General features: G+C 63.5%; 21 protein-coding genes and 2 pseudogenes. 18 read left to right on the plus strand and 5 right to left on the minus strand.

What is annotated here, in order from left to right:
- Positions 1-351 precede the first annotated feature (351 nt).
- The 3 genes from AC1D05_RS29695 to AC1D05_RS29705 all read left to right on the plus strand — a co-directional run bounded on the left by AC1D05_RS29695 (position 352) and on the right by AC1D05_RS29705 (position 3,496).
- On the plus strand, positions 352-1,929 hold the full coding sequence (locus AC1D05_RS29695; protein WP_477445641.1) for an HD domain-containing phosphohydrolase: 1,578 nt from the start codon (positions 352-354) through the stop codon (positions 1,927-1,929).
- A 91-nt stretch (positions 1,930-2,020) separates the two neighbouring features.
- Complete coding sequence (locus AC1D05_RS29700; RefSeq protein WP_120018142.1) at positions 2,021-2,293, plus strand: hypothetical protein; 273 nt, start codon at positions 2,021-2,023, stop codon at positions 2,291-2,293.
- Between the two features lie 69 nt (positions 2,294-2,362).
- Complete coding sequence (locus tag AC1D05_RS29705) at positions 2,363-3,496, plus strand: substrate-binding protein (protein ID WP_477445643.1); 1,134 nt, start codon at positions 2,363-2,365, stop codon at positions 3,494-3,496.
- A gap of 378 nt (positions 3,497-3,874) precedes the next feature.
- Here the strand turns inward: AC1D05_RS29705 and AC1D05_RS29710 are convergent, their stop codons facing one another.
- Entirely contained in the window at positions 3,875-6,034 is a 2,160-nt protein-coding gene (locus AC1D05_RS29710) for a DUF3363 domain-containing protein (RefSeq protein ID WP_477445645.1), read from the minus strand.
- 34 nt (positions 6,035-6,068) lie between these two features.
- Here AC1D05_RS29710 and AC1D05_RS29715 point away from each other — a divergent pair, with 34 nt between their 5' ends.
- The 6 genes and pseudogenes from AC1D05_RS29715 (at position 6,069) to AC1D05_RS29740 (ending at position 8,593) form a co-directional block, all read left to right on the plus strand.
- Positions 6,069-6,869: a hypothetical protein gene (locus tag AC1D05_RS29715; protein ID WP_477445647.1), complete on the plus strand. Its 801-nt coding sequence runs from the start codon at positions 6,069-6,071 to the stop codon at positions 6,867-6,869.
- Between the two features lie 82 nt (positions 6,870-6,951).
- Positions 6,952-7,002 (plus strand): annotated as a pseudogene (locus AC1D05_RS29720) (hypothetical protein); the annotation flags it as partial.
- 15 nt (positions 7,003-7,017) lie between these two features.
- Entirely contained in the window at positions 7,018-7,251 is a 234-nt protein-coding gene (locus AC1D05_RS29725; protein WP_477445649.1) for a hypothetical protein, read from the plus strand.
- Complete coding sequence (gene tnpB / locus AC1D05_RS29730; protein WP_477445651.1) at positions 7,248-7,601, plus strand: IS66 family insertion sequence element accessory protein TnpB; 354 nt, start codon at positions 7,248-7,250, stop codon at positions 7,599-7,601. The genes AC1D05_RS29725 and tnpB overlap by 4 nt, the downstream gene beginning before the upstream one ends.
- 72 nt (positions 7,602-7,673) lie before the next feature.
- Positions 7,674-8,138: a transposase domain-containing protein gene (locus AC1D05_RS29735; protein ID WP_477445653.1), complete on the plus strand. Its 465-nt coding sequence runs from the start codon at positions 7,674-7,676 to the stop codon at positions 8,136-8,138.
- The gene (locus AC1D05_RS29740) at positions 8,057-8,593 is read left to right on the plus strand and encodes an IS66 family transposase (protein WP_477445655.1); all 537 of its coding nucleotides are present in this window, start codon (positions 8,057-8,059) and stop codon (positions 8,591-8,593) included. The genes AC1D05_RS29735 and AC1D05_RS29740 overlap by 82 nt, the downstream gene beginning before the upstream one ends.
- Positions 8,594-8,765: 172 nt before the next feature.
- On the opposite strand, the gene AC1D05_RS29745 is transcribed toward AC1D05_RS29740, so the two are convergent.
- From AC1D05_RS29745 to AC1D05_RS29760, 4 genes are all read right to left on the minus strand, one after another.
- On the minus strand, positions 8,766-9,038 hold the full coding sequence (locus AC1D05_RS29745) for a Z-ring associated ZapG family protein (RefSeq protein ID WP_477445657.1): 273 nt from the start codon (positions 9,036-9,038) through the stop codon (positions 8,766-8,768).
- Between the two features lie 36 nt (positions 9,039-9,074).
- The gene (locus tag AC1D05_RS29750; RefSeq protein ID WP_477445659.1) at positions 9,075-9,422 is read right to left on the minus strand and encodes a peptidoglycan-binding domain-containing protein; all 348 of its coding nucleotides are present in this window, start codon (positions 9,420-9,422) and stop codon (positions 9,075-9,077) included.
- Between the two features lie 164 nt (positions 9,423-9,586).
- Entirely contained in the window at positions 9,587-9,916 is a 330-nt protein-coding gene (locus AC1D05_RS29755; protein WP_477445661.1) for a hypothetical protein, read from the minus strand.
- 568 nt (positions 9,917-10,484) lie between these two features.
- On the minus strand, positions 10,485-10,889 hold the full coding sequence (locus AC1D05_RS29760; RefSeq protein ID WP_477445663.1) for a hypothetical protein: 405 nt from the start codon (positions 10,887-10,889) through the stop codon (positions 10,485-10,487).
- Between the two features lie 778 nt (positions 10,890-11,667).
- Here AC1D05_RS29760 and AC1D05_RS29765 point away from each other — a divergent pair.
- The 9 genes and pseudogenes from AC1D05_RS29765 (at position 11,668) to AC1D05_RS29805 (ending at position 25,640) form a co-directional block, all read left to right on the plus strand.
- On the plus strand, positions 11,668-11,817 hold the full coding sequence (locus tag AC1D05_RS29765; protein WP_477445665.1) for a hypothetical protein: 150 nt from the start codon (positions 11,668-11,670) through the stop codon (positions 11,815-11,817).
- A gap of 36 nt (positions 11,818-11,853) precedes the next feature.
- Positions 11,854-12,699, plus strand: coding sequence for a hypothetical protein (locus tag AC1D05_RS29770; protein ID WP_477445667.1), 846 nt, complete (start codon positions 11,854-11,856; stop codon positions 12,697-12,699).
- On the plus strand, positions 12,699-14,663 hold the full coding sequence (locus tag AC1D05_RS29775) for a DUF6603 domain-containing protein (RefSeq protein ID WP_477445669.1): 1,965 nt from the start codon (positions 12,699-12,701) through the stop codon (positions 14,661-14,663). Before AC1D05_RS29770 ends, AC1D05_RS29775 begins: the two co-directional genes overlap by 1 nt.
- On the plus strand, positions 14,663-18,031 hold the full coding sequence (locus AC1D05_RS29780) for a hypothetical protein (protein WP_477445671.1): 3,369 nt from the start codon (positions 14,663-14,665) through the stop codon (positions 18,029-18,031). The genes AC1D05_RS29775 and AC1D05_RS29780 overlap by 1 nt, the downstream gene beginning before the upstream one ends.
- Complete coding sequence (locus tag AC1D05_RS29785; protein ID WP_477445673.1) at positions 18,028-22,608, plus strand: hypothetical protein; 4,581 nt, start codon at positions 18,028-18,030, stop codon at positions 22,606-22,608. The genes AC1D05_RS29780 and AC1D05_RS29785 overlap by 4 nt, the downstream gene beginning before the upstream one ends.
- Positions 22,601-24,319, plus strand: a complete 1,719-nt coding sequence (locus AC1D05_RS29790) for a hypothetical protein (protein WP_477445675.1) — start codon at positions 22,601-22,603, stop codon at positions 24,317-24,319. Before AC1D05_RS29785 ends, AC1D05_RS29790 begins: the two co-directional genes overlap by 8 nt.
- 135 nt (positions 24,320-24,454) lie before the next feature.
- Positions 24,455-24,708: pseudogene (locus AC1D05_RS29795) on the plus strand (transposase); the annotation flags it as partial.
- Positions 24,709-24,794: 86 nt separating this feature from the next.
- Positions 24,795-25,076 (plus strand): hypothetical protein, encoded by a 282-nt coding sequence (locus AC1D05_RS29800; protein ID WP_477445677.1) that lies wholly within the window; start codon positions 24,795-24,797, stop codon positions 25,074-25,076.
- Between the two features lie 330 nt (positions 25,077-25,406).
- Positions 25,407-25,640 (plus strand): lipoprotein, encoded by a 234-nt coding sequence (locus AC1D05_RS29805; protein WP_477445679.1) that lies wholly within the window; start codon positions 25,407-25,409, stop codon positions 25,638-25,640.
- Positions 25,641-26,255 lie beyond the last annotated feature (615 nt).

Genomic DNA, 26,255 nt, shown 5'->3' on the forward strand with positions numbered 1-26,255 from the left:
CGAGGTTGGAAAGGGGCGGACAGGAGCTAATGCACAAAGCCGGTTGAAACCGCCGGATCAGGAAAACCCACTGGGGCCGTGCACTATAAGTGCGAGCTTTCGATCGGGACCTGAAACGCGCGAATGGCATTATGGCCAGCGGCACATGAAAGGCCGCACCTACAGGTCGGATACATGGCCGCACCAACCAGCAACTGCAAAAGCTCACAAATCCCTTGCCAACGGAGAGCCGTCCATACACGGCCCCAAACAGGACGCTCTGTTTCTTGCAGGATCTACAGCCGGCCTGAGATTTTTCCCCTAGGTATTGACGGCACACGGGGCTAGCATGGGGTCACTGGGAGGTGGGGGATGACAAACGTCTCGATCCGCCGGGCGGACTTCATGATGGTCCTCGCCTATGCTTCGGACCTTGCCACCGGCCATTCTCGCGACTTCGCGCTGAAGTCCTGCGTACTTGCAATGCGGATCGCCGATCTTGCGGGAGTTTCCGGGCAGGATCGGCGCAATGCCTACCACCAGTCGATGCTGCGCTATGTCGGCTGCAATGCGGACACCGACCTTCTGTCGGCCACCTTCGGCGACGAAATCGCGCTCCGCCAGGATCTTGTCGGTCTAGACATGGGCAATCGTGCGGAACTGGGGAGGGTCTTCGTGCAGGCCTTCAAGCGGTTCTACTACGACCTCGAGCCGGACGCGCAGGCGAGGGCGGTCGAGACCGCGATGTCGCAGGCGCTCGCGGTGGCGCGCCCGGTGCTCACAGCGCATTGCGAGGTCGCGCAGCGGATAGGCGAGCGGCTCGGCCTGTCGGACGAGATCCGGCGCAATCTCGGTCAGATTTACGAACGCTGGGACGGCAAGGGCCTACCGCGTGGGCTGAGCGGCGAGGACGTACTGCCAGCCGTGCGCCTGATCACATTGGCGCAGGATGCTATTGCGCTCTGCGATGCGGTCGGTATCGAAGGGATGACCGAAACCATTGCCAGCCGCGCTGACGGCCCATACGAAGCGGATCTGGCCCGGCTAGTCTCGGACAACGCGCCGGCGCTGATGGAGGGCATTGGCGCGACGGTCGACCGCGAGACCATTTTGGCGCTTGAGCCCGATCCGCCGGTGACGCTGGACGAGGCAGCCTGCGACGAGGCGTTCCTGGCCATTGCCGACATGATCGATATGCGCATGCCCTTTACGCAAGGCCATTCGAGGATGGTGTCGGAACTGGCGGAGGGTGCAGGGAGACGGATCGGGTTGCCCGCCCCTGACGTCCGCGCGCTGCGCTGGTCGGGCTGCATCCATGACATTGGCGAACTTGTGGTGCCGGTGGCGACCTGGATGCGCAACGGTCCGCTGTCAGTCCGCGAGCGCGACGCGGCGCAGTTGCACGCCTATTACGGCGAGCGGGCGCTGGCCTCGTTCGGTCGCGAAGGCGATGCGATGGCCGCCCTCGTGCTTCGTCATCACGAACGTCTGGATGGTTCGGGCTATCACCGCAAGGTACACGGCTCCGACCTGTCCCCGGCGGCGAGGATCCTGGCCGCCGCCGAAGCCTTCCAGACGTGGCGAGAGGAACGTCCGCACCGCAAGGCGTTGTCCAGCGCGGCGGCGGCGGCACAGCTGCACGCCGCTGTTCGCGAGGGCTGTATCTGCGCCGACGCCGCCGAGGCCGTGCTGTCCTTCGCGGGGCAGCCGTCGCGCCGGGCGCCGCCCCAGTCGCTGGCCGGAATGACGCCGCGAGAGATCGAGGTGCTGCGCCTGATCGCTGCCGGACTCACGGCGAAGGAAGCGGCACGCAAGCTCGATATCTCGCCCAAGACGGCGGATCACCATATCCAGAGCGTCTATTCCAAGATCGGCGTGACCACCCGCGCCGGGGCCACGCTCTATGCGGTCGAGCACGGCCTTATCCGACCGGGCGAAACGCAGGCATAGGGAATACACCCCATGTGCGCCTACTCCGAGGCGCGCATCGTGATCCTGTCGACGGACCAATGGTGGCCGCGACCGATAGGAGGAACACCAAATGCTTCTCGCAACGACCAAGGTGGCGGACGTCGACCGCTTCATCCGTATCTTTTCGACCAAGGGCGCCGACAAGCGCCGGCTGCACGGTTCGAACGGCGCAACCGTGTTCCGTGACCCCAGCGAGCCGGACCGCGTCTGGGCGATCTTCGACTGGGACGCCGAGGGCTGGAAGAATTTCGTGTCGGATCCCGAAGTGCCGGCGATCCTGCAGGAAGCCGGCCACGTGGGCAAGCCGCAGGCGGCGATGCTGCTCGGCCATTATGAGGCCTGACGTGCGCTGCGCGCCGCCAGCTGCCTGCAGCGCCGCGCCCCACGACCCCCCCAAGATCGGAGAAATGAAATGGACCTGAAACCCATCAAGATCGGCCTTATCGCCGAACTCACCGGCCCGTTGTCCTTCATGGGCATCGCCAACGCAAACCTTACGACCATGCTCGTCGACGACATCAACGCCAGAGGTGGCCTCCTAGGCCGGCCGGTGAAGGTCGTCATCGAGGACGGCGAGACCACCGACAGTGTTGCCAAGGCAAGGACTGCGAAACTGATAGACATCGACAAGGTCGATCTTGTCGTCGGCGGCATCTACAGCTCGACCCGTCAGGCCATCAAGAGCGAGGCGGTTCAGCGGGGCAGGACGCTCTACATCTACACCGAGCAATACGAGGGACAGGAAAACGATCCCCTGATCTTCTGCACGGGGCCTGTGCCCGCGCAGCAGGTCGAACCGCTGATACCTTGGTTCATGAAGAGCACCGGGGCGAAGAAATTCTACCTGCCATCGGCCGACTATATCTGGCCCCATTTGCTGAACAAGGCCGCGAGCCGGGTAGTGCGCGCCAATGGCGGCGAGATCGTCGGTGAGGAGTATTTTCCGCTCGACACCGTCGATTTCCGGCGAACAGTGCAGCACATCATGGCGAGTGGCGCCGAGGTGGTTTTCAACACCATCGTCCCGCCGGGCCTGACGCCATTCTTCGAAGAACTCCACAAGGTCGGTTTCGGCAAGCGCGGCGGCAAGATCATCTGCACCTACTTCGACGAGAACTTCTTCAATCTCGTGCCGCCCGAGCAGATCGAGGGCCTCTACAGCTGCCTCGACTACTATCAAGAACTCGAGGATCCGTTTGGCCGCGCGCTCTTGCGTCGCTACCAGGACCGTTTCCCGGGCAGCGCCATGTTGACCGCGGGCAGCGGATGCACCGGTCACTACCGGGCGATCAAGATGTGGGAGGCGGCGGTGACCGAGGCCGGCACGGTGGAGCGCGACGCGGTCATCCGCGCGCTCGATCACGCGCGGATCAGCGAGGGACCGGGCGGCCCGGCCGAAATGGTTCCCGGCCAACACCATGTTCGCATGAACATGTACATCGCGCAGGCGCAGGACGGTCGATTCCAGGTCGTGAAGAACCTGGGTCCGATCGATCCCAACGAGCGCGCGCTCAGCGACGAATTTCAACTAAGCAAAGTGAGGTAACTGGCGGCGTCGGTCACTGTTCTTCCAAGTGGCAGGGGCGGCTAAGATAATGCCCTCGCCATCAACCCGGCCGATGGTGGTTGTACCAGCCACACCCACGAGAGCGACCGGCAAATCAAGACGCGCTATCCCTGCCGCAAGACTTGAAGTCGCTGACGGGCGACTATCAACTCTGTTGGCGCAAAGCTGTCCGCGATACGCTGGAAGCATTGGTCCGCTTTCCAGTCTCGTCATCCCGAAAACGGACAGACCGCAAACGGCCCCATAAGCCCCCATTCCAGAAACCTCAATCGACCGACCGTTCCCGGCGTATTTTGCGCGTTCAGAAGTGAACCTACGTGGACGTAGGTGGCCGAGAAACTAGTCATCTCAAAGCCATCACAACCCCAGCCCACGCTTTCTGCCAAAGCTCCATTCGATACCGCCGCTGTCACGGGCGATGCCGCCGATCTGCTGGCCGATGCGCTTTTCGAGCGTCGGCTGCCAAGGCACGAGCTGAAAGCCAACACCGTCATCAATCATGGCGAACCGTCCGGAGGCGAGGTTAGCGGCACCGGCAAGCCGACCACTGACATATTCGCCCGGCTTGGCCCGAATGAAGCTGAGCCCGCGCTCGGCCGCCAACACACGGCCGACGCGGGCGACCTCGGCCTGTTCGAGTCGCTGCAGCAGATCCTTGGGCGCCCGTATTCGGCCGTCGTCCAGTCGAGCGGCAAGGCCCATGTCGACGAGACTTTGGCGACGCCGATCCGTCGCGTCAGTGACTTCCCGGCCGAACCCGATCTGTGCGAGCGGCGTCCGGTTTGCCGATGCCAGTTCCCGGTCGAGCCAGGTCGCGCCATCGCTCGTCACCTGGTTGTCGAGGTCGAGGAAGGAAAGCGTGCGGACCGTAAAATCCCTGCCCCTGTTGCGGGCGTCGTAGGCCGCACCTTGCTCGGTGATGTCTTGGGGGATCCTCCAGTGGTCGGCATCGATCCGCTCGACGATGCCCGCCCGCCGCAGCGCTTCGAGCCGGCGCACATGCGCGCGGACGAAAGCGTCGGGATCGCCCTTCACGCGCTCGATCCGCGGCCGTGCTGCTTCCAGATGCTCACTCGGCCGGTAGATGCCGCCGTGCTGGGTTGCCACATCGCGAATGTTGAGCTCGGCCGCGCGCGGTTCAGCCTTTGCCGGAACCGGCTCGAGGGCGACGATGTGGCCGCGCCTCACCTCATCGAGCTTTGTGTCATCGCTCGTCTCTACATAGTGGGTGCGTCCGTCCACGCCGTCGATGACGACATAGAGCCCGCCATCAATTCCGTCGCCGGCAAGCCCCTTGGCGAGAACTCGTCCAATCACGGGCTCCGTGATCTCTTTGCCATGGGTGACATACTGGTTGCGGCCGCGCTCCTCGGCGATGCCATGGTCGGCGAGCGCTTGGTGCATGGTCTTGATGATGTCGTTGCGTGAGCCGAGATCGCGCAGGACGTGCTCGGCACCATCGGCAATCACCCACCGGCTGGGCTCCGTCTCGGAGGCGAGGCCGTAATGTTCCAGACGCCTTGCCCGATCGACCAGGAGATGGCGGTTGGCGCGCAGCGTGTACCTCTCGCTTACGCCAGGCCTTAGGTCGACGATGCCACGCTCCTCCTGCTCCGCAAGCAGCATCCGGTCGAGGCGGGTCAGCCGCTCCGCCTCCACCTCGGCTCTCAGCTTGCGGGCGATGTCGATCTCGGTCTGCGGTCCGAGCTCAAGCGTAACCAGCTCGCCGGCGCGATGGCGGATGCCTAGCGCGATATAATCGCCGGCGATGTTGAGCACCCTGCCCTGATCAGTCACACCGCGCACCAGGATGTGAGTGTGAGGGTGGCCGGTGTTGTGGTGGTCGACGGCGATCCAGTCTAGCCGGGTTCCAAGATCGCTCTCAATCTGTCGCATGAGATCGCGGTTAAAGGAGCGCAGGTCCTCCATCTCGACGGCATCCTCGGGCGCGACGATGAAGCGGAACTGATGCCGGTCGCCACGGCAGCGCTCGACGAACGCCTTGCCCTCGTCGCTGTCGCGACCACCCTCGAGCACGGAATAAACCCGGCCCTTCTCGCCGTCGCGCGCCACGCCATCACGCTCAAGATAGCGCAGATGCGCATCGACCGCCCGGGTCGAGACGCCACGCATCTTCGCGCCGCGCGCGCCACGCTGGGACGCGAACTTAACCACGCGTGCCTTGACCATCACCCGCCGCGCCCGGAAGCGGCCTCCGCCCCCTTCCCGGCCCCAGCCGCCACCGTCGCGCGCCAGGCCGGCGGCGATGCTGGCGCCGCGTCCCCTTGAATTGAACCGGCCGCCTTTCTTGCTCTCCGCCGAACCACCGACTCTGCCGGGCTTGCCGCCCGCCTTGCGCACGGCGATCTTCACCTGTGTCACGAACGGCATCGAGCGCGGATTGATGCGCGTGCCGCTGCTTCGCATACGCCCGGGCCTGACACGGAAATCTCTGCCGTCACGGTCCACCATGGCGGCAGGATCAGCGGTGGGTTGAGGCTCCGCAAGACGCCGCAAGCGCTGATCGTGCTCCAGCGTGCAAAGACAGGCTGTGGCGCAGAAACGTCGGATCACACATCGCGGCGGCAAATCGGATTTCGAAGCATCACCAGTGCGTTACCGGCAATTCCGCCGCCGCCCATACACCTCAAAGGTCCGGAAAGGCTTCGTTTTCGCAGGCGAAAACAATGTGCAGACAACAACTTACCGAGCAAAGCGAGGTGCGAGCGCAAGCTCGCTTTATCTTGCCATAGCCCGATCGTTTGTAAGCGTCCGGTCCATGCACGTCCTTCCGGTAGTGCAAAATCGCAGCATGTGGGGTTCCTTCGTAGCATGGAGGATCTCCGGTGAATTTGAGACATTTCGAGAACAAGGCGCGACAATCCTACTGGGTGGTTCACGTTGGGCGTGGCAGCGCAGTGGTCTGACGCGGACGGAATATTGCCGTGTGCATCGCCTGGCGAAGGACACGCTCGATCGTTGGCTGAAGTACTTTGGGGGCAACGACGCGGCGCGTAAGCACGCGGAATATCAGGCGGAATTGCGCCGTCAGAAGCGTCTGGAAGAGCGAGCGAAGCCGCAGAAAAAGCGGGCACGGCTGCGCTTCGCGGTGAGCACGGATGTGCGTAACCGTGCTGTCCATGCGTTCTGGGCAATGCATGTTGAAGCGATGAACTGGAGCGGCATGGGCGTTCGCGAATCGCATTGCAGCTCTCGCCGTATTCGCTGCGCCTCTGGCGTGACCGACTGGACGAAGGCGAGATCGAAATCGACTGACGGGCGCATCTTCATCCCTCCGCTCGTCCGGTCGTTAGCACTAGTGCTATCGGAACGCCGCCGGAATCGAGCTTGACGGCCTTATCGAAGGATGATCCTGGCGCGCCCCGGCAACTTGCCCGACGCTTCTTCAGCGATGGGAAAAGCACGCCATTGCGCTGGAGAGCGACCAGCCTGATGTCAGCGTCTCGCAGGTTGCGCGCAAGCACGGGATCGTCACCGGCATGCTGTTCCGCTGGCGCGTGCAGTTCGGCGTGGCGCAGAAGAAGCGCGTGAAGCTTGCGCCCGTCGCGCTGACTGACGGCACGCCAACAACACCTTTGCTGCGTGACCTGATGCAGCCGACGGTCGGAATGACGGCAATCAATCTGCCTGACGGCCGGCGCGTATTTGCGCCCGCCGGCAGCGATCCGGATGCCGTTCGTGAGCATCTCGAAAGCGGAGGAACAGGAAGATGATGATCGTTCCCGCGGGCGTGAAGGTGCATCTGGCACTGAGCTACACCGACATGCGCAAAGGTCTCGACGGGCTCGCCATGTTGGTGCAGCAAACGCTGAAGCAGGACCCATTCTCGGGCCATCTGTTTGCCTTCCGGGGCAAGAAGGCGTCGATGCTGAAGATCCTGTTCTGGGATGGAAACGGGCTGTGCCTGTTCACAAAACGGCTCGATCACGGCAGCTTCGCGTGGCCGGTGACGGCCGGCTTCAATGGCTCGATCACGCTGACGCCGGCACAGCTTGCGATGCTGATCGAGGGCATAGACTGGCGCGCACCCGAGCGTGTTTGGAGGCCTGCTCTGGCCGGCTGAAATCGGCACTTCGACCGTTACAGAAAAGCCCGGAATCCTTGGGTTTTGGGGCTGTTTGTGATAGATTCGGTCATGCTGATCGATCTTGATGATTTGCCATCCGATCCGGCTCTCCTGCAGCGTCTCGTACGCGAGATGGCGGGTGGTGTCGAAAGCCGCGACGGAGAGATCGAGCGACTACAGTCGATCATCAAAAAGCTTCAGCGGGCGCAGTTCGGCCGGCGTTCCGAGCGCCTCGATCCAGATCAACTGGCGCTCGCGCTGGAAGATCTCGACGCCGATATCGCCCGCATCCGGGAGAGCCGTCCCAGTCTCGAAAAACAGCCGTCCGAGCGGCCACCCCACCGCAAGCGCTGCCCGAGCATCTGCCGCGCGACGTGCTGCTCTACATCGGCGGCGCGGTTTGCGGGTGCTGCGGCGGCGCGCTCCATGCGATCGGCGAGAGCGTCAGCGAGATGCTGGATTGGGTTCCTGCGCAGCTTCGCGTGGTCCGCATCACCCGCCCCAAATACGCTTGCCGTGTTTGCGAGACGGTAGTGCAAGCGCCGGCCCCGGAGCGGCTGATCGCCGGCGGCCTGCCAACGCCGGCGCTGCTGGCGCAGGTACTGGTCTCCAAATATTGCGACCACACGCCGCTCTACCGGCAGTCGCAGACCTTCGCCCGGCACGGCGTCGATCTGGCGCGCTCGACTCTCGCCGGCTGGATCGGCGGCGCCTGCTGGTGGCTGGAAGGCTTGCACGAGCGGCTGGCCAGAAACGTGTGCGCTCGAATGTCGTCGTCTCACTGCCTTGGTTCAGCGGAGGGGAACGACGTCCAGGAGGGTGAGTCGTTCGTCGAGCTCCTCGCGAGAAGCTTCCGCGTGCTGCAAATTAGCGTTGCACCTCGCGTACGACCAAGCGCAGGGGCTCGTCGCCCGCCGGCAGCTCGAAGGGTGGAAGGGAGGTCCACGCGCCTCCCCGCGCCGCACCGAGATCGTCACCCGAATCCATGAGGTCGCCTCCGTTCTTCGCCCGGGGGCGTCTCGCGATCCTCTGCCCCTGGAATCAACCACAAATCTCGCGCGGCGGGAGCAGCCGATGCCCAAGGCTTGCTTGTGCCCGCTGCCAGCTACCAAGGCCGCGTGTTTCCGCTCCATGGCTGGCGCCAGCGAGATTCCCGACGTTCTAGTGCACCCTCTGCTTCAGGCTCTCAAGCTCCTGACGTAGCCGGTCCAGCTCCCGCTTCAACGATTCCGCATCCTGCTGCCTGCCATTGTCTTCAAAGCACTTGATGAGGAAGCCGATCGCCACTAGCAGAGCCGCCCAGGAGAGCCACATTTTCAGTGCCAAAGCCGGCTCGAGTGGCGGAGCTACGGCCCCGAAGGCAACACTTGGCGTCGAAGCTACCGCGTTTCCCAAAGCGATGGCGACACCGACTTCCTGAATTTCGCAAGCCATATTAGCTCCCTTCCCGAGACAGAGCGGCGTCTCGGTCTACGCGTTGTTGTCGGAACCAATGCCCAGGTCGGCGAGGTAGGCGTCGACATTCCCGTCGGAGGCGTGGCTTACCGCGAGAGTCAGGCCGGGGAGATCGGAGATGTCGATGGAGTCTTCCACACTGGCCTCCGGGCCTTCGAGGACCGACCATGTGTCCTGATTGACGACACCGTCGGCGACCAGGCCGAGCGTGGACTGGAAGAGCACGACCGCATCCATGGTCGACTGGCCAAAGGATCCGTCTGCGACATCGGAGAAACAACTAACGGCGGTCAGGTCCTCTTGAAGTCTGGTGACTTCAGGGCCACTGTCACCAAATTGGAGGGTCGGTTGATCAAAAGGCATCGTCAAACCCTTTCCATTGTTTGGCGTCGGTCCCAGAGACTGAGACTGTACGCGATGATCCGTCTCGGACATCAATCTTTGCGTTGTGCTTGACTCCCGTCATTTGCTCATTCTCTTTCTCAAGGAGATGCGCTCCCTGTCGGTATGCTCAGCCCCAGCCGGGATCAGTCGGGCCCGCTGATGACGACGAAGTTCACGTCGTAGCGGGCATCCCCAGTGAGTATGCCGAACACCCGGTCAACATCCATGTCCTGCGTCAGATCGATCGTCGCGAGCACGTCGTCTTCGATAACGTCGGCCTCGAGAATCGTGAGTTCCGTGACCCCGGGCGCTATGGGCATCTCGATGCCGACATCGAAGCTGGTCCCCGCCTCGAACTGTCCGATCGGGAAACGATCCGTCCCCACCACCCCGACGAGGTCGTCTGGTCCAATGAAATCATCAGTCGCGTGGCAGGTTACAACGCCCAATTTCAACAAAGATGGCTGCGGCATAACGCTATCTCCTTCCAACCACCTGTTCTCGCGCGCTGATCGCCCTATGGATGTCACCGTTCTGCGCTTCGCGTCCGGTGGCCGTCGGAAGTCCGGGAATGCTTTATCAGCTGTGAAGCATATTTCGCTTCCGTCGGAAAGTGCGCCGCTCACTGTAGCGCAAACAATCGTAGTAAGAAGCGCAAACAAACTCTCAAGGTTGACGCAACAAGAAGATTAAAAATTGCTTCATACTTTTGCCGTTGTGGCGCACGAACCTTCTACCCCTCGCTAAGTCTATTCGCGAGCGGTTTGGGTGCCAGCATCGAAAGCAGATGATTTGCCACGCAAAATCAAATGCTTCCACGGCTTGAAACAAATCGAGCAGAGGGCGAACGGCCCATCTGGGTGCGGCAGAAGCGGACCGTTTTGCCGATTGCCCTTTCGGCTCAGCTCACTCCGCTGCAATGATCTGCTGCCGGTGCCGCCGCCGTGAAGTCCTGCACCTGCGCGAGGTGCTCCCACCCCTGGAGTCTTTGATTGTCCGCGCGTTCGAGGCGAAAAGTGGTGTCCACTTTGCCTGAACACGCTACTGAATGTTTGAATGGCAGTTGGGGGAGCCGTCGAGCTGCAGCTTGGTCCAGATCAGGCCAAGGTCCTGGCAGAGCTTATTTTCATAGGCCGTCAGCTCCAGCTTGCCCTGGCCGTCCAATTGAGTTGCGAAGCCCGCCGTTTCCTTGTCGCTGAGATGGGCGTCGAGCGCCGCAACGCTCTGGCGGACATTGGACTCAGCAGCCTTTTCGGCACGTTCATTTCCCTGCTTCTGCAACTCGATAAAAGCGGAAATGCCGAAGGCGATGAGACTGAAGGCCATGAAGATAACGATGAGGTTGCGCCCTTCAGGACGCGGCGGATCGCGCTTCAGCTCGGCGGTCAGCAGCCGCGCTCCGAAGGCCAGTATCGCCAGGCCAATGCCAATGGCGCCGAACTGCAAAAACGCAATCATTCTCGACCCCCCCCTTCAATTTGGCGCCGTCCGCCAGCCATCTCGATACTTAATACTTTTTGAATAAATTGTCATAAATAGTAAATATCGTACAGGGCGCAACCCCGCGACGCGCCGGTTGCAATGTTCGTTCAACCATTTAACAGCAATATAGCCATAATTCCAATAAGGCGCAATTGCGGCTTGTCCAATTTGTTGCTTATCGTTACTCTTCCTTCAGAAAGCGGCTGCCGATACGTCAATAATCAAGGCTTTGTGCTGGCCCGATACCGGAGGAACTCTCTGGAATGCGCTGGTACCGTAGCGGATCGAATCCTGGCGTGCCTACATCAAACGGTGGATGGCAGCCTCGAAAATTGATTGGAAACCTGGCTGCGAGATACGGAGCCAATCGGGCGATGCGTCTCGCGATTGCAGCTCGTTTCCAGGCGGAGGTAAAAATGGCAACCGCGACAATCCACACAGTTTATTGCGTATTGGCATCAACCGACACGGACGCCGGGGTGCTGCAAGCGGCGGCAGGCCTGGCCGATACGGTCCTGCCGTCAGAGGTCGGTGGCGCGCTCCTGCAGGGGATACAATCGCTTCCCTCAGTGATTTCGGCGATCGACTTCGCGCGCAATGATCCGGGCGACCTCTATATCACCCTCGCGACCTCGGCCGGCAAGAGAACGCGATCTGGCCGTCGCCGGGCAATCATGGTTCGGTCAATTCCGGCCAGTCGATCGATCTCGAGTCCAGTTTCGACTTCGGCTTCTCGCAGAATTTGTCACTCTGGGATTGGGATAATTTCAGCGATGACCTCCTCGGCTCGGTCACCATGTTCGCCAGCGAGGCGGGCTCCAGCCCGGTGGCAAAAGTCGCCCGCTCGCAGGTCGAGGGCTCTGCCTATTACGTCATCTATGAGGTGAATTGACCGCGGCACTGGGAGTGGCCGGCGGCGGAGGTTGGGATGGCGTCGAGTGTGGATGCAATCGTTGCCGGACTGGAAGCCCTGCTGCAGCAGGGCCTCAATCAGGCTGCCGGTCAGGCTGGTCGGCTCGGCGATATTCTGACCGAGGCGATCAACGACGCCCAGCAGGAAGCTGGCCAGATTGCCGAGCTGCCCCAGCAATTGCTGGACAAACTAAAGCAGGCGGCGGCGGATCCGAAGGACTGGCTCAGCCTGATGATCATGGCGGCATTGCAGCTGCAAAAGCTCGTCGGACCACAGCTCAAAGTGGGAGCCTGGGACCCCGGCGACAATTGGAGCCGCGCCCTCATCCTCACCTACACGCAGCCATTGCCGGCAGGCCAATCGGCCGAACTCAGCCTCTCGATCGCGCTCGGACAGGCGACCAACGGCTTCATCATCGCGACCCATGATGGGCCGCAACTGACCAAGGCCGAGGAGCCGCTTGAACTCTCGTTCTCGGGCACCGGTGACGTCGAATTCCGCATCCCCATTGGTGGCGCGCCAACCCTGAAACAGGGGGCGGGCAGCGTCACCGCCCAGCTCACGCTGACTCGAGCAATCCTCCCCCAGACCGACCCTTCGTTCGGCGTGAGCGTTGGCAAGCCCTACGTCGGCGGCCAGATCGCGGCGGCGGCCAATACGCCGATTGCCTGGAGCGCCAAGGCCAGGTTCGGCGCGCCGGGACAACCTGGGCTCGGCGCCAAAGTCGATCTCACGAGCTTCCTTGGCGACCTCGCCAAAGTGATTGCGGTAAGCCCGGTCGACGAAAGCTATAGCCCCTCCCTGACGATCGCATCCGGAGGCGGGGCGCCTGTCTTCGATTTGGGGAGGGCGTCGACCTGATGAGTGATTCCTTTCGCGTTGCCACCGAAATCGATGTCTCGCGGGGAACCGACCCGGCGACGCTGATCTCGTTCGACTTCGTCGCGTCGGCCTCCTTCCAGCTGCCGGGCCTGTCGGCGAGCATGGAACACTTTGGCGCCGGCTTCGAGTTCAGGCTCAACCTCGCCGGGGATAGCAGCCTCGGTTACCTGCACCTTGCGACAGTGCCGAAATTGCCTACCGGCATGGCGGCGGAGCTCAACCTTGGCCCGGTAACGGGCGGCGGCTATCTGAGCAAGACCGATGCGGAACTGCGCGGTGCCTTCAGCGCCAATCTGGGGCTCATCAACGTCACTGCGCTCGGGGTCCTCGGCCTCTCCGAGTTCTCGATGCTGGTGCTGATGGCGGCAGAGTTCGAGCCGCCGATCCAGCTCTCCTTCGGCTTTACGCTGGTTGCCGTTGGCGGTCTCGTCGGCATAAACCGGCGGGCCGACGAGGACGCGCTGACCGCGGCGACCGCGTCGGGCGATTTGTCGCGTCTCATGTTCCCCCGTGATCCCATCGCCGAGGCGCCACATCTGCTCGATGTAGCCAGTCGCTGCTTTCCCTTTGCGCCGGACGGCATCCTTATCGGTCCCATGATCAAAATCGGCTGGGGCACGCCGACCATGATCTCTGCGACGCTCGCGGTAATCGTCTCCACCGCCGACGGCAAGGCGATCATCATTGGCCGCTTCGCGCTGACGCTGCCGGCCGAGCAGGCGCCGCTGATCTTCCTGCAGGCCGTCATCAAGGGCGATGTCGATCAGAACGGCATCCGCATCGATGCCTCGCTCGCCGATTCGCGGATCATCTTCATGCAGGTAGGCGGCGACATCCGGTTGCGCATGATTACCGGTCCAAATCCGCTGTTTGCGGTCTCCGCTGGCGGCTTTTACCCCGGCTTCCCGGTGCCCGAGGGCATGGCCGGGATGCGACGGCTCAGTGTCGACCTGTCTTCGAGCCCGGTGCTCCGCCTCAGAGCCGAGGCCTATCTTGCCATCACCACCTCATCCTTGCAGTTCGGCGCCCGGGTCGAACTGCAGGCCGGGTTCGACGGCTTCGGCATCCACGGTTTTGCCGAATTCGACGCCTTCATCAACACCGAGCCCTTCGGTTTCGGGGCTCGTCTGCAGGCATCGATCAGCGTCGAATGCGCCGATTTCGATGTCGCCAGCATCAGCCTTGACGGCTCGCTCGGCGGGCCGGCCAAATGGCATATCACCGGCCACGCCTCGATCGAGGTGCTGTTCTTCGATGTCGATATCGACCTCCCGGAACTGAGCTGGGGCCCCGATCCTCCCGGGAGCACCGTGCCGCGCGATCCGCTCGCGGTACTGGTCGACGCTCTCGCCACTGCCTCTAACTGGTCGGCGAGCTCGGCCGCGGTGCCGCAGCTGGTCACGCTGCGCGCCGGGCCGGGTGCCCACATGCTTATCCACCCGCTCAGCGGCATCTCTTTCCGGCAGCACAGCATCCCGATCGAGACCGAACTCGCCCGCGTCGATGGCGTCGCGCTTGGCCAGCCGGCAACCCTGCATGTGGCGGTCGCCGACGCGGAGGTTCAGCCGGTTTCGGACGAGTTCGTGCCCGACCAGTTCTTCGCACAGGACGACAACGCCCGGTTGACCCAGAGCGGCTACGCCGCATTGCCGGGCGGCTTCGATATCATCCCGCACGGCATCCTCGCCGAGCCAACGCCCATTGCTCGCTTGTGCGACTATGAGATTCTCGAATTGCACAGCGAGGGCATCTGGCGGCGGTGGGCCGGCGTTCTCGAACAGGAAGGTCTGGTGCACGGCCTGCGGGCGCGTCCGATCGAGGTCCAGGTACCGCTGGTCAAGCCGCGGGATCCGCGGCGCGAGCTCGCCGATGCGGCGGGGTTCGATTTGTCCAATGCGGCCGGGCTGCAGCTTGCCGCTGCACCGGCCTGGGAGTTGCAATAATGTCCGGGCCGCATCACTTCCTGCCCTATTGGCGGCGCGGCGCCGCCGCTTCCATCGACGGCGCCAAACCGGTCGAGATGGGACGCCCGCTTGCGTCCATAACCCGCAGCGTGACGCTTACTGCCAAGGACGGGACAAGCCGGGAAGACACCAATACGCTGAGCTACCATGTGCTCGGACCCGGCGATCTGACCGGGCTCAGCGGCAATCAGGTCGTACGGATGGTGCCGCGGCCCGAAACGCACAATTTCGAGCCCAATTATCTCGCCCATGTCGAGTTCGCACATCCCGACCTGCCCTGGCTGTTCTCGCCGACGGCCCCTGGCGACAGGCACCAGCTCTCGCCCTGGATCGCACTCGTGGTGCTCGAGGAAGAGTCCGGGACACAGCGCGTACGGGCGCGGGTGGGCTCGCCCAATCCGGTCGTCGAGGCCGCTATCGCCGAGCTGCCCGATCTCACCGAGGCATGGGCCTGGGCGCATGTGCAGATTGCACCAGGCGACATCGATCCGGTTGAAGCGGTCAAGGCGTGGGAGTCAAATTGCGGACTTGTGCTGTCCCGCCTGATCTCGCCGCGACGATTGCAGGCGGATCGCAGCTGGGTAGCCTGTGTGGTTCCGACCTATGCGTTGGGCGTGCAGGCCGGGCTCGGGGCCGCCGCGCTGGACGCGCAGGGTGACGCGACCGGGCTCAAACGCGCCTGGCCGACCCAGCAGCCGACGGTGGTGTTGCCGGTGTTCCACTCTTGGCGCTTCAGGACCGGACCGGCCGGAGATTTCGAGACCTTGGCGCAAAAGCTAAAGGGGGTGAAGCCGAGCGCCGACGTCGGCGAGCGGACCGTCTACCTCGACCCGCGGCTGGGGCGCTTTCCGGCCTCAGCCGAATTTGCCCCTGTCGCGCTCCGCGTCGGCACCGCGATCGCCAAGGCGAGCGGAGCGGGACCACTTTCCCCGCTCGCGCCAGCGCCGGACGCCGAACGCCGCCCGGTCGTGGGAGCAGCGTTGAAGCGCGTCCTCAATGTGGCCGAAACAGAGAGACACGAAGGCATTGACCGGCCGGTGGTAGGGCCGCCGATTTATGGGCAGTGGCATGCGCAACGGCCGACTCTCGACGATGCGCCCGATAATGCCCAGCCGGTGCTTCCTGATCGGGCCGCCTGGCTGACCGAACTCAATGCGGATCCGGAAACGCGGGCCGTGGCCGCGCTTGGAACGCGGATGGTACAGCGCGACCAGGAAGCCCTGATGGCCAGCGCCTGGAATCAGTTGCAGGCCTTGGCGGAGGCGAACCGGCGCGCGCGCTGGGCGCTGATGTTCATGTCCTCGGCGGTCCATTTGCACGCCAAGCGACTGGCGACGCGGACGCCGGCAAACGCGCTACGCCTCGCAATGCCCGCTCTTGGGCGGCTTCGGGTCGAAGAGCGCGCCACCGTGGCGACGCAGGTTGCGGCGACCAAGATGCCGCTCACCGTCGTTGGTGCCAATTTCACTCGCGCCACCCGCTATGCGACGCAGGCGATCGTGCGTGGAACCTTGATCGGGGCGGTTGTGGCCAATAGTTCCCGCCAGCTCGATGCGCTCGTTACGCCGATGCTGGCCGGTACCCTCCAGGCAGACGCCCCACGGTTTGGACAGCGTGCACTACTGGCCCCCCCAGATTTCGCGCAGCTTTTGACGCGCGCAGGGCTTACCAACGGGGCCATCCAGGCGGCGACGGGCCTCACCCTCGACCAGCATGTGCAGAATTTGACAAATTTGCGTTCGCTGATCGATGCGACACAGGCCAGAATCGAAATCGTGCAACCCCAACCTCAACCGGCGCCACCCCAGGCGGCTGGCCCCAATCGGGTCGACCCGAGCGTATTCGGACGCTTCACCCTGTCGCCCGGCCAGGTCACCCAGCTGCAGCAGCACGTCGCGGGCGGTATTGCGGTGCAGCAACAGCCGGGGATCGCCTTCTCGCTCTCGCAGCGGCTGCGGCGGGTCGCAACGAACCAGGCACCTGCTATTGTCGACCTGAGCGCGGCCGACCTCAGCCTGATCGCCGCTGCCCAGCAGGTGGACCAGAATGCCGGAGGGGCCATCGCTCTAAGTCTCGACAATCCCCGGATAAAGCTGCGGGTCAATGCCGCGGAGCGTGATCAGCTCTTCGAGTTCGTGCGCTCGACCGACGTCGCCGCCGACAAGGCGAAGGGGGTGGCGACTTATGCCACCGTCCGCAGCGCGGTGATGGCGCAGTTCCACCAGGATGTTGAAATCTCTCCGCAACTATGGGGAGCGGACCCGGCGGCGGTGGCAGCCGCAATCGGCGGGCTCAAGCGGCCGGTGACCTTCGATGCGCAGCGCGACCTGATCGCACCTAGCGCTGTGGCCGTTGCCGCAACCCTCAAGCAGTCGGTGGTGACCCTTCTCGAACCCACCAGCCAATATAAGAAGATGCTGGCGTGGGCGATCACCCTGCCCGCTCCCCGGTACGGGCTGCGACGCCGGTCCCCGGTGCACGAAACCATGGCGGCGCCACGGTTCGATGACCCGGCGGTCAACCGCCTCAAACAGCTTGATCGGAACTGGATCCTCGGTCACTCCGACCAGCTGCCGCCCAATTCGATCAGCATCCTTGTGGCCAATTCGCGCTTTGTCGAAGCATTCCTAGTGGGCGCGTCCTACGAAATGGCGCGGGAATTGCAGTGGCGGCGTTATCCGACCGACATGATGGGAACCTGCTTTCCCAGATTCTGGCCCACTCCGCCCGGCAGCCCCGATGACATCAAACCAATCCCGGACTGGGACGGCCAACTCGGTTCGAACGGCCCCGCCAATGATGTGCATCCCGGGGAAGATGTGGTGGTCGTGGTGCGTGGCGATCTGCTTCGGCATTATCCGAACACTGTGATCACCGCCCTGCGCGGCAAAGCCACGGAGTCGGCCGCCGGCACGACATTCGTCCGTGATCCCCAGACGCCGTCAGTACGCGAACTTTTCCGCGACTTCCTCGATCCGGACATCACCTATGCGGGGCTGGCCGTGACGCTTGGCGAACTCACCGCGCCCTCCAATGACGGCAATAGCTGGTTCATTGCCCTAACGCAGCCGATCGACGAACCCAAATTCGGCCTCGACGACAACCCCGGCGCGCACCCCGCGGCCGTCGGCAAGATCAGCGACCTCGCCTGGCAGAACATCCCGGCGGAACTGGTCAGGACCGGCAATCTGAGCGTCTCGGGGAACATCACCGGGCAGGAGAATTGGGCAGTGCCGGCGGGCAACGATCGCGTCATCTGGGGCCCGGCCAGTCATGCCGGAGAGATTGCCTCAATCCTCATGCAGCAACCGTTCCAGGTGCTGCTCAAAGCGAGCGATTATCTATGAACCCGATCCCCGACGATCTCTTCGGCGATGTCGACCGGGAGTTGCCTCTGGCGCTCCTGCCCGTGCGGCTCGAGGTCAGATTCGGCAGCCGGCCGCTGAGCGCAGATTTGCCGGCGCTCAAAATGCCGGTGCTGCGCGTCCGCATCTATCCCGACGACATCTCCATCGACGATCACAATGTCGATCTCAACCAAGCCGAGATCGCCGCGGGCGCCGTCTATTGGAGCGCTGTGGCAACTCCGGCCGATACGCCCGTCATTGCCGAGCGTGCCGCGCAGGCGGCGTGGGAGCGGCTCTGCCAGAGTGTAAAGCCCTACCGCGCCGCTTACGTGGCCGACCAGACGCAGCATGATTACGACCAGCCACCGCGCCGGGGCGTGCTGGCAGCGACGGCCGAACTGCTTCCGGACCGCTGGCTGGTCACCGGATGGGTCGGGGAAGCCCGAGCCTTTGCGACGATTGGCGGCGCCATTCGCAAGCCCCTGGCGGTTGGACCGAGCCAGGATGCAGACTTGCGGCTCTCGCTCGATCCGCATGGCGACACGCCGCACGACAAGGCGACAAAGTGGCTCGCCGATTACGCCGAGGCGGAAGCGGTCGGCATGGCGGTCACCATCGATCTCTCCAGCTTTGATGCCGCCGGCAACGAGACGGCCTCGATCGCGAAGACCAACCGCATCAGCCGGCTGCTGGTCTTCGGACTGCGCGAGCAGCTCAATGATGGCGGAGCGGAGGCCGAGGCGGCGGCGCTGCAGGATCTCATCGGTCGCCACAAAGCCGTGCACGGGGCCAAATTCCTGCTGCAGGGAACGCCGACCAACAATCTGCGCGGGCAGCGCGCCGCGTGGCAGTCACGGCCGGATCCAGCGGCGGTGCGAGCGGCGGCGCCACCAGCGCCGATGCCTGCACCAGCCGATTTGCTCCGTGGCGGCGGCAATAATGCCCAGGTGGCGGCTGCTGCCCTCGGCCTGCCGGCAGGGGCGTTCGCCGACCTCGATAGTGGCGAGCATAACGAGCAGCGGCCGGCGCGGCTGATGAACGACGCGCTCTTTCCAGTGACCTGGGGCGAAATGATCGGCACGCTTTTGCTGCCCAAGGCCATCGATGCTACGGAGGACAAAAGTGCAATAGACGGCCTTAGCGAAGCCTACGGTTTTGGCCGCCGCCACTTTCGGGATTATGTGCGCGGCCGCGGGCCGCTGCCCACCATGCTGCTGGGCCGCCAGCCCTACGGCATCCTGCCGGTGACCGATCCGGGCAGATGGCAGCGCCAGGCGGGTGAGCCGGCGACGCTGGCGAAACTCGCTTCGCTGCTCGCGAGGGTACGGCCGTTCTGGACCTATGCGGCGCAAAATGCCCCTGCCCTGCCATCTGAACTTTCCGACGTCGACGTCGCAAGCAAACGCCTTATCGAGATCATGGGCCTCGGGCCCGTGCCGCATCCTTCAGGCTATGGCATGCGCAAAGTCAGCGGTCCACTTGCGGCGCTGAAATACTATTCGAGCGAGCCCCATCCCTGGGTGATTGTCGGCGAGGAACAGTTGACTGACGCGGGCAAGGCAGATCTCGCCGACAGGACGCAGGCACAGATCTACCGCATGCTGCTCGGCCAAATTCCGGCGCTGCCGAAGCGGGCGCGCTTTTTCGATCTCGATATCGGGCAGAGGAGCCTGCTCACCATACCCACTGTTGATACCGAAGCCGGCAAGACGCCGCGCGACTACCTCCCCTGGCTGGCAACCTACCATCCTGGGGCGACCGGCTTCGATCTAGTGCCAGAAGTTCCGCCGGGCGACGACCTGCTGTTTCAGCTGCTGATCAGATCGCTTCTCCAGGCCAATGAGCAGGCTGCCTTCGCGGCGGTCCGAAAAGCGGCGGGATGGGACAAGATCTATACCGAGATCATCGCGAGGCCAGTCGAACTCAGCCAGCTCTCCGCCGGGGCGGCCCTTTCGACCGCCGCCGTTTTCGCGACCCCGATCAGGGACGTCTTGGCGACAAACAATCTCGGTATTCCTGCCGCCGAGTTCGCCGACGCGAACCTCATGCGCGTGGTCGCCGATCGCGACTTGCTCGGGCGTTTCGGCGGGATAGAGATGGTGGGTGACCCGCTAACGGCGGCGTTCATCGACACGCGAACAGCCATCGAGGGGCTGGCGTCAGAGACGCTGGAGGCGACCGATTTCGAGCGATTGCTGGGGGAAAGCCTCGCGACCTGTGGGACGCGGGTCGACGCATGGATCACTTCGATCGCGACCGCGCGGCTCGATTTGTTGCGCCGGCGACGCCCGAGGGGGCTGCGCATTGGCGCTTATGGATGGCTGGTCAACCTGCCCCTCTATCGCGATCCCGCGGCGTCGCTCGAAGACCTGCCTGGCCGCTATGCCGATCAGCCGGCGCCGGTGGCGCCGCGACGGCAGGTCGGCTGGGTGCATGCGCCCTCGATCGTCCATGCGCAGACCGCAGCGATCCTGCGTTCAGCGGAGCTCAGTCACGGCGACGATGCCGGCAGTTCCGTCGCCCGCATCGACCTCACTTCGGCGCGGGTTCGCGCGGCGACGCAATTGCTCGACGCCGTCCATAACGGCCAGCCGCTCGGAGCGGTCCTCGGCTATCGGCTTGAGCGGTCGATGCAGGATCAGGGACTTGCCCGGCTGATCGCGGATTTGCGCGCGGCCTATCCGCAACGTAGTGTGCCGATGAGTGACGGCGCCGCCGAGCAGGTAGCGCCGCACGACGTCGTCGATGGCGAACTGCTCTGGTCCGCCTGGCATGCGGCCAAAAACGGCGGCGCGGCGCTGCCGAACTCAGCGCAGGCCATCCTCGCCCAGATCGAGCCGCTGATCGAACAACTCGACGGAGCAATAGAGGCAGTCTCCGATCTGCTGCTCGCCGAGGGTGTGCACAACATCGTTCGCGGCAATCATGCCCGTGCCGCCGCCACGCTCAACGCCATCGCCTATGGCGAGCCATTGCCGACAGACCTCGACGTGGTGCGAAGCCCGCGCAACGGCAACTCGCTGACGCATCGGGTGGTGCTGCTCCTGCCGAACGGCGATGTGGGTATTGCCGGCTGGACCGACGCCGCGCCACGCGCCCGGCTGAGCCCCGAACTGGAGCAATGGGCGCGGCGGCTGCTTGGCAGGCCGGAGCGTTGGGTCACCGAGGTGTTCGTTCCCGGCACCGCCCAGGCGCCGGTCGCGATCAAACTGTCGGAGTTGCCGGGCCTTTGCGCCCTCGATGTCATCAATGAGGCAACCGGGGCCGCGGCGGCGCAATCCCCACTGGCCGACCGACTTGTCGCGGAATCCGGAATGCCGGGCGGCCGGGTGCGACAGCCGCCGGGTGGTGCTCTTCCCGCAGGGTCATTGGGTTGGGACCAGCTCACAGCCCTCGCCGGCGCAGCGCGCGACGTGCTGTCGACGTCGAGGCCCCTCACCGGCCAGCACCTTGCCGATCCGGATGGAAACGTCGTGCCGCCCGCCGGGCTTGCGAAGGACATCGATCAGGTGCGCCTGCGGCTGGACGGCACCGCGGCAGCGTTTGTCCAGGCCTGTGCCAATCTTGATGCCGCAATCGCCAAGCAGCCGCCGGACGCCGCAGCGCTCGGCGCAGGCCTTGCTGCACTGGTCGGCTTCGGTCTACCCGGCGCGTCGCAGGCAGCCGGTCTCGATGTTGCAAAACTCTCCGAGCGGGCCATAGCGGTTCGCGCCTCGGCGCAGAAGGTTTTGACGATGATCAACGCCCTGCCAGTCCCCGAGAACACGGCACAGTCGCCGATCGATGGCCTCGTCGAACGCGCCCGCCTGCTGCTCGGCCCCACCACTATCCTGACCTTTGATGTCGGCGCGTCGCCGCAATTGTTGCCGGACAGCGCGCCGGCAGGCACCGACCGACCGGATCCCGACGAATGGCTCCGGCGCAGCGGCCGGGTCCGGCCATTGGTAGCGGCAATCAACGATCTCAGGAATTTTGCCCGCGCCCTTGACGGGCCTGCGCTGGCAGCGCGTGTGGCTCAGCTGCCGGCCCGACCGGACGATAGCTGGCTCGCAGGACGCCTGCGATCGCGGGCCATCGATCCGGCGGACCTCGACAAAGCCAATCGGCTTCGAGAGTTCGAGCGCTGGTCGGGTCCACGCGCCCATCTCGTGCTCCTGGCCGATGGGGAAGCCTTGCCCGAAAAAACCACTGGCCTCGTGCTCGATGAATGGACTGAGGTCATCCCTGCAGCCACGCAGACAACGGGCATCAGTTTCTATTACGACGCCCCCAATGCCAGGGCGCCGCAATCGATCCTGCTCGCGGTGCACCCTGATCCGGACAATGGCAACCAACCCTGGTCGTGGCCGATGCTCGAAGCGATGCTGGCCGATACGCTGGACCTTGCCAGCCTCAGGACTGTGGAGCTGCCGCAACTCGCCCCAACAGCCGTGGATGAATATTTGCCGGCCATTTACGCCCGCGATGGCATGGGCCCAACGGTGCCGCTCGAGCAGGTCGCAAGCAATCTCTTCGGCAAGCTGACCGATACCGCCCATTGGCGGAGCGCCAATCTGGATGTGCTGAAAAATGGCTGACCTCACCAACTGGGCCCGGATCGAACCGCACGCGGCGACGACCGATATCGATGTCGGTCTCGCCGCCCAAATCGCCGACCCGATGTGGCTGCTTGCCCGGCAACTGCAGCTGGGCGAATTCACCGGCGACGACGGCGGCTCGCCGGCAAGCGTAGAATTGCGCGCCTCTTATGCGCGCCTCACCCGCTTTCGCCCGGGACTTTTGACGGACGACCCCGGAGGCGCCGTTGACTATTACCCCACAATGCAGCCGCTCGAAGCGCTGGTCGAGGCCGAGCGCATCGACATTTCCCGTGCCTGGCAGGTGCGGGTCGAGGCCGGGCAAAAACTTGAGCAGCGGCTGGCCGCGGTAGGGCTGGGCGCAGCCATACCATTGCTGCGCGCCAAATGCCCGTTCGAGGCGCCCGCCTCGCCCCAGGCCGGGTTGCAGGAGGAACGCTATGCGGCGATTTTCACGGGTCGCGTGACCGATGGGCTCACGGCCCGGCAGCTGACATCCGGGGATCTGGCCGAAATCGGCGCCGCCTCCGGCAATTCGGATCAATTCGACAGTGTGCTGGACGAATGGGACAGATGGGTCGCCGCCGAAATGCCGGTTTCGGCCAAGCCCGCGGCGGGTAACCCGGCCTGGCAGCAGCAGCGGCTCGAATATGGCTTTGCGGTTTCCTCACCTGGCCTGGGCGCGGGGGAGATTACCCTCGCCGCCACGGAGTACGACGGCACCGGACTCGACTGGTTCGATGTCGACATTGCCCCGGGCGCATCGCTTGCGGGGGGACCGCCGCCCGACGAGGCCTCCGGGATCAAAGTTCCGCCGAGGGGGGGCGATGTCCATTACCGGCTGCTGCCGCGCTCGGTCTCGTTCGCCGGCATGCCGGCCGACCGCTTCTGGGAGATGGAGGATGGGCTCATCGATCTGGGCAGCCTCGATGCCGGCCCCACCGATCTTGCGCGCCTGCTCGCGGTCGAGGGTGCAGTGATCTACAGCCCGGACTGGTTCGTCGTGCCCGTCGAACTGCCGATTGGCTCGCTGGCCCAAGTTGATTGGGTCGTCGTTACCGATACCTTTGGCGTCGCCACCCTTGTGGGTACCCCAGCCACGCAGGCGGCCGACAATGCCGGCCGGATGTACCAGCTCTCGACGGTCGATGCGCCTGTTGCAGATGTCCCGTTATTGTTCCTGCCTCCGGCAGCGCTTTACGGGATGCAGAGCCCTCCCCTCGAGGATGTGCTGTTGCAGCGCGACGAGGAAGCCAATCTGGCGTGGGCCATCGAAAAGACCGTGCTTGGCGCCGCGGGGAAGCCGGTGACGATCAAACCGGGCATCCCCGACCCGGTTCCGCAGGTGCCGGCCGCGGCGAACGCGGACCTCACCTATCAGCTCAGCACCTGGGTGCCGCAGGGCTGGGCGCCCTTCGTCGCGAAGCCAATCGAGGGAACCAACGGAACGCGGCTCATGCTGCAACGGGCGATGCTGATGGAATCCACCAGTCTCACGCTGCGCGAGAGCAGCGGACAGCTGGCACGGGAGATCGATCAAGTCTTCGAAGAAGAAGTGGGACGCGCCGGACTCAGATTGCAGCTTGTTGATCAGTTGGTCCGCTGGAGCGACGGTTCGACCCATCTCTGGCGCGGGCGCCAGGTCAAGGCCGGGCTCGGCGAAAGCCATGCCGGTCTCTACTTCGACTACACCACGCCACCCAAAACCTGATCGTTTTGGGAGAAACCGAACCTCAATCCCCTGCTTGAGCAGAGTACAGCGGCGTTGGTGGGCTTTGGTGCATGGATCGATTTTAAGGATTTGCCGATAGGCGAGCGAGATCGCAAACCAGATGATCTTCGCTTGATGCCCTTCAAACACAATGCCACCCGCCTTCACCGAATACCGCAGATGAAATACAAGGTGACGAACTGGCCACAATATGAGGAAGGCCTGCGGCGGCGCGGCAGCTTGACGTTATGGGTGACACCGGAAGCGTTGGCCGCATGGCAGGCGCTGCGGCGAAAACCCGCGGTGGCCAGCCCCGCTATTCCGATCTTGCCTTTGAGACAGTCCTGACGCTGGGTTGCGTCTTCGGGCTTCGCCTGCGCCAGAGCGAGGACTCGTAAGGTAAGCTTTAAGGGGCGTTAAACGTGGCGAGGAAGGTTCTTGTCTATGGAGGCGACTTCGAAAACATGGTGAGGGAGTGGAACAACTCCATTTATCTCAGCAAGACGGCCAATGGTCGTTTACCGTCAGTTTGGAGCAAACAGTGGAAGTGGGTTTCCCTCTCAAAATTCCCGCTCATCGCGGCCTTCGTAGCGGAGCCGAGATATTTGGAGCTTTTTCCGATGTCGCGGACGAGGCTCAGCTTTGGTTAAGCAGCTCCGACTGGGAGGACATGAAGATAGCCATTGCCAAGCTAGATCGAATAGTGGCCGATGAATTCTTGCTGGCCAGGCGAGAGGCGGAGAAAGCTGACAACTGACGGGAATTTCCCCAAGCCTCGCGGTCCAAAATCCGGGAGCACCTCAACAGAAGTGGTTGCGGGACACGATTTAAAGCTGCAAACCGCCCTATAACTTACAAAGGAGTCGAGTTAGCAAACGAATTCAGTGGCCGCACTGTATTGGCGGTATCCCTCTCCCGCTACCAAATTTCTTCAAATTAAATCAGTTCCTTAGGTGCTTCACACTGCATCTGGGTGGCTGATTTCATGTCGCGCCATGTTGCAAACTACTACAGTTGATTTCCAAGGGTTTCCAGACACTATCGGCAGGTCCGTGCGACATGGACGCGACATGGGGAGGGGATATTTATGCGCCGCGCAATCTTCGGCATCGCCATAGCTGCTGTCTTGGCGGGCTGCTCGAACAGCGAGCCTCGATATGAGGTTTCGCAGCGATCGATCGCGGCCTTTATGAATCCTGGGCAGTCGCAGCCGACAACCGTCTTGCTTGACCGACAGACGGCTAACACGTGGTACTTGGTACGTACGGCCACCGGCGAGGTTACGTGGCTTCCGCTCGGGCAACCGCTGATGTTGAAATGAGATTATCGCGCACCGTGGCGCTGGTTTCAGTCTTGGCTGGCTGCGCGCCCAAGGCTGACGACTCAGTCATCTACACACTGTACCGAAGCTCCGCTGCCGCCGATATGCGGATCCATGTGGCGACGTTCGATGCAACGGAGACAGAGGGCTACAACCGCGAGAATTGTCAAATCGCAGCCGCTCTCTTTAAGGCGCAACCGGGTGTCGTCGTCCAATATTGGTGCGAGAAAGGGCGATATAGAAAATAGAGAAACCCGCCACCGTGAGGCAGCGGACTTGGCGGTGGGGGCGGTTAGGAATTCCTATCGCCGTTTGGATTTTGTGCCGGTGCCTCTCGCACGTCTCGCGGTGGCGGATCGATATGTTGAGGCTCTGGCGATGCCTCCTTGTCGGGACGGACAGGTGCCTTCTTCGGGTCTGGCTTCGGTGGTGGCGGCTCTTTGATTTTGGTTGGCATGTCGATCTCCTCCCATCCCTGAAACCGGCTCGCCGCTCTCTTAGTTCCAATAGCGCCCGTCAAAAAGCCCGCCACCTCGCGGCCAGCGACAACATTTGCCATGCTCGGGAAGAACGGCGGTCCCAAAAGCGTTTTAGTCTTTAGTTCGCCGGGTGCTC

The organism is Mesorhizobium sp. P2_E9, assembly GCF_056403815.1.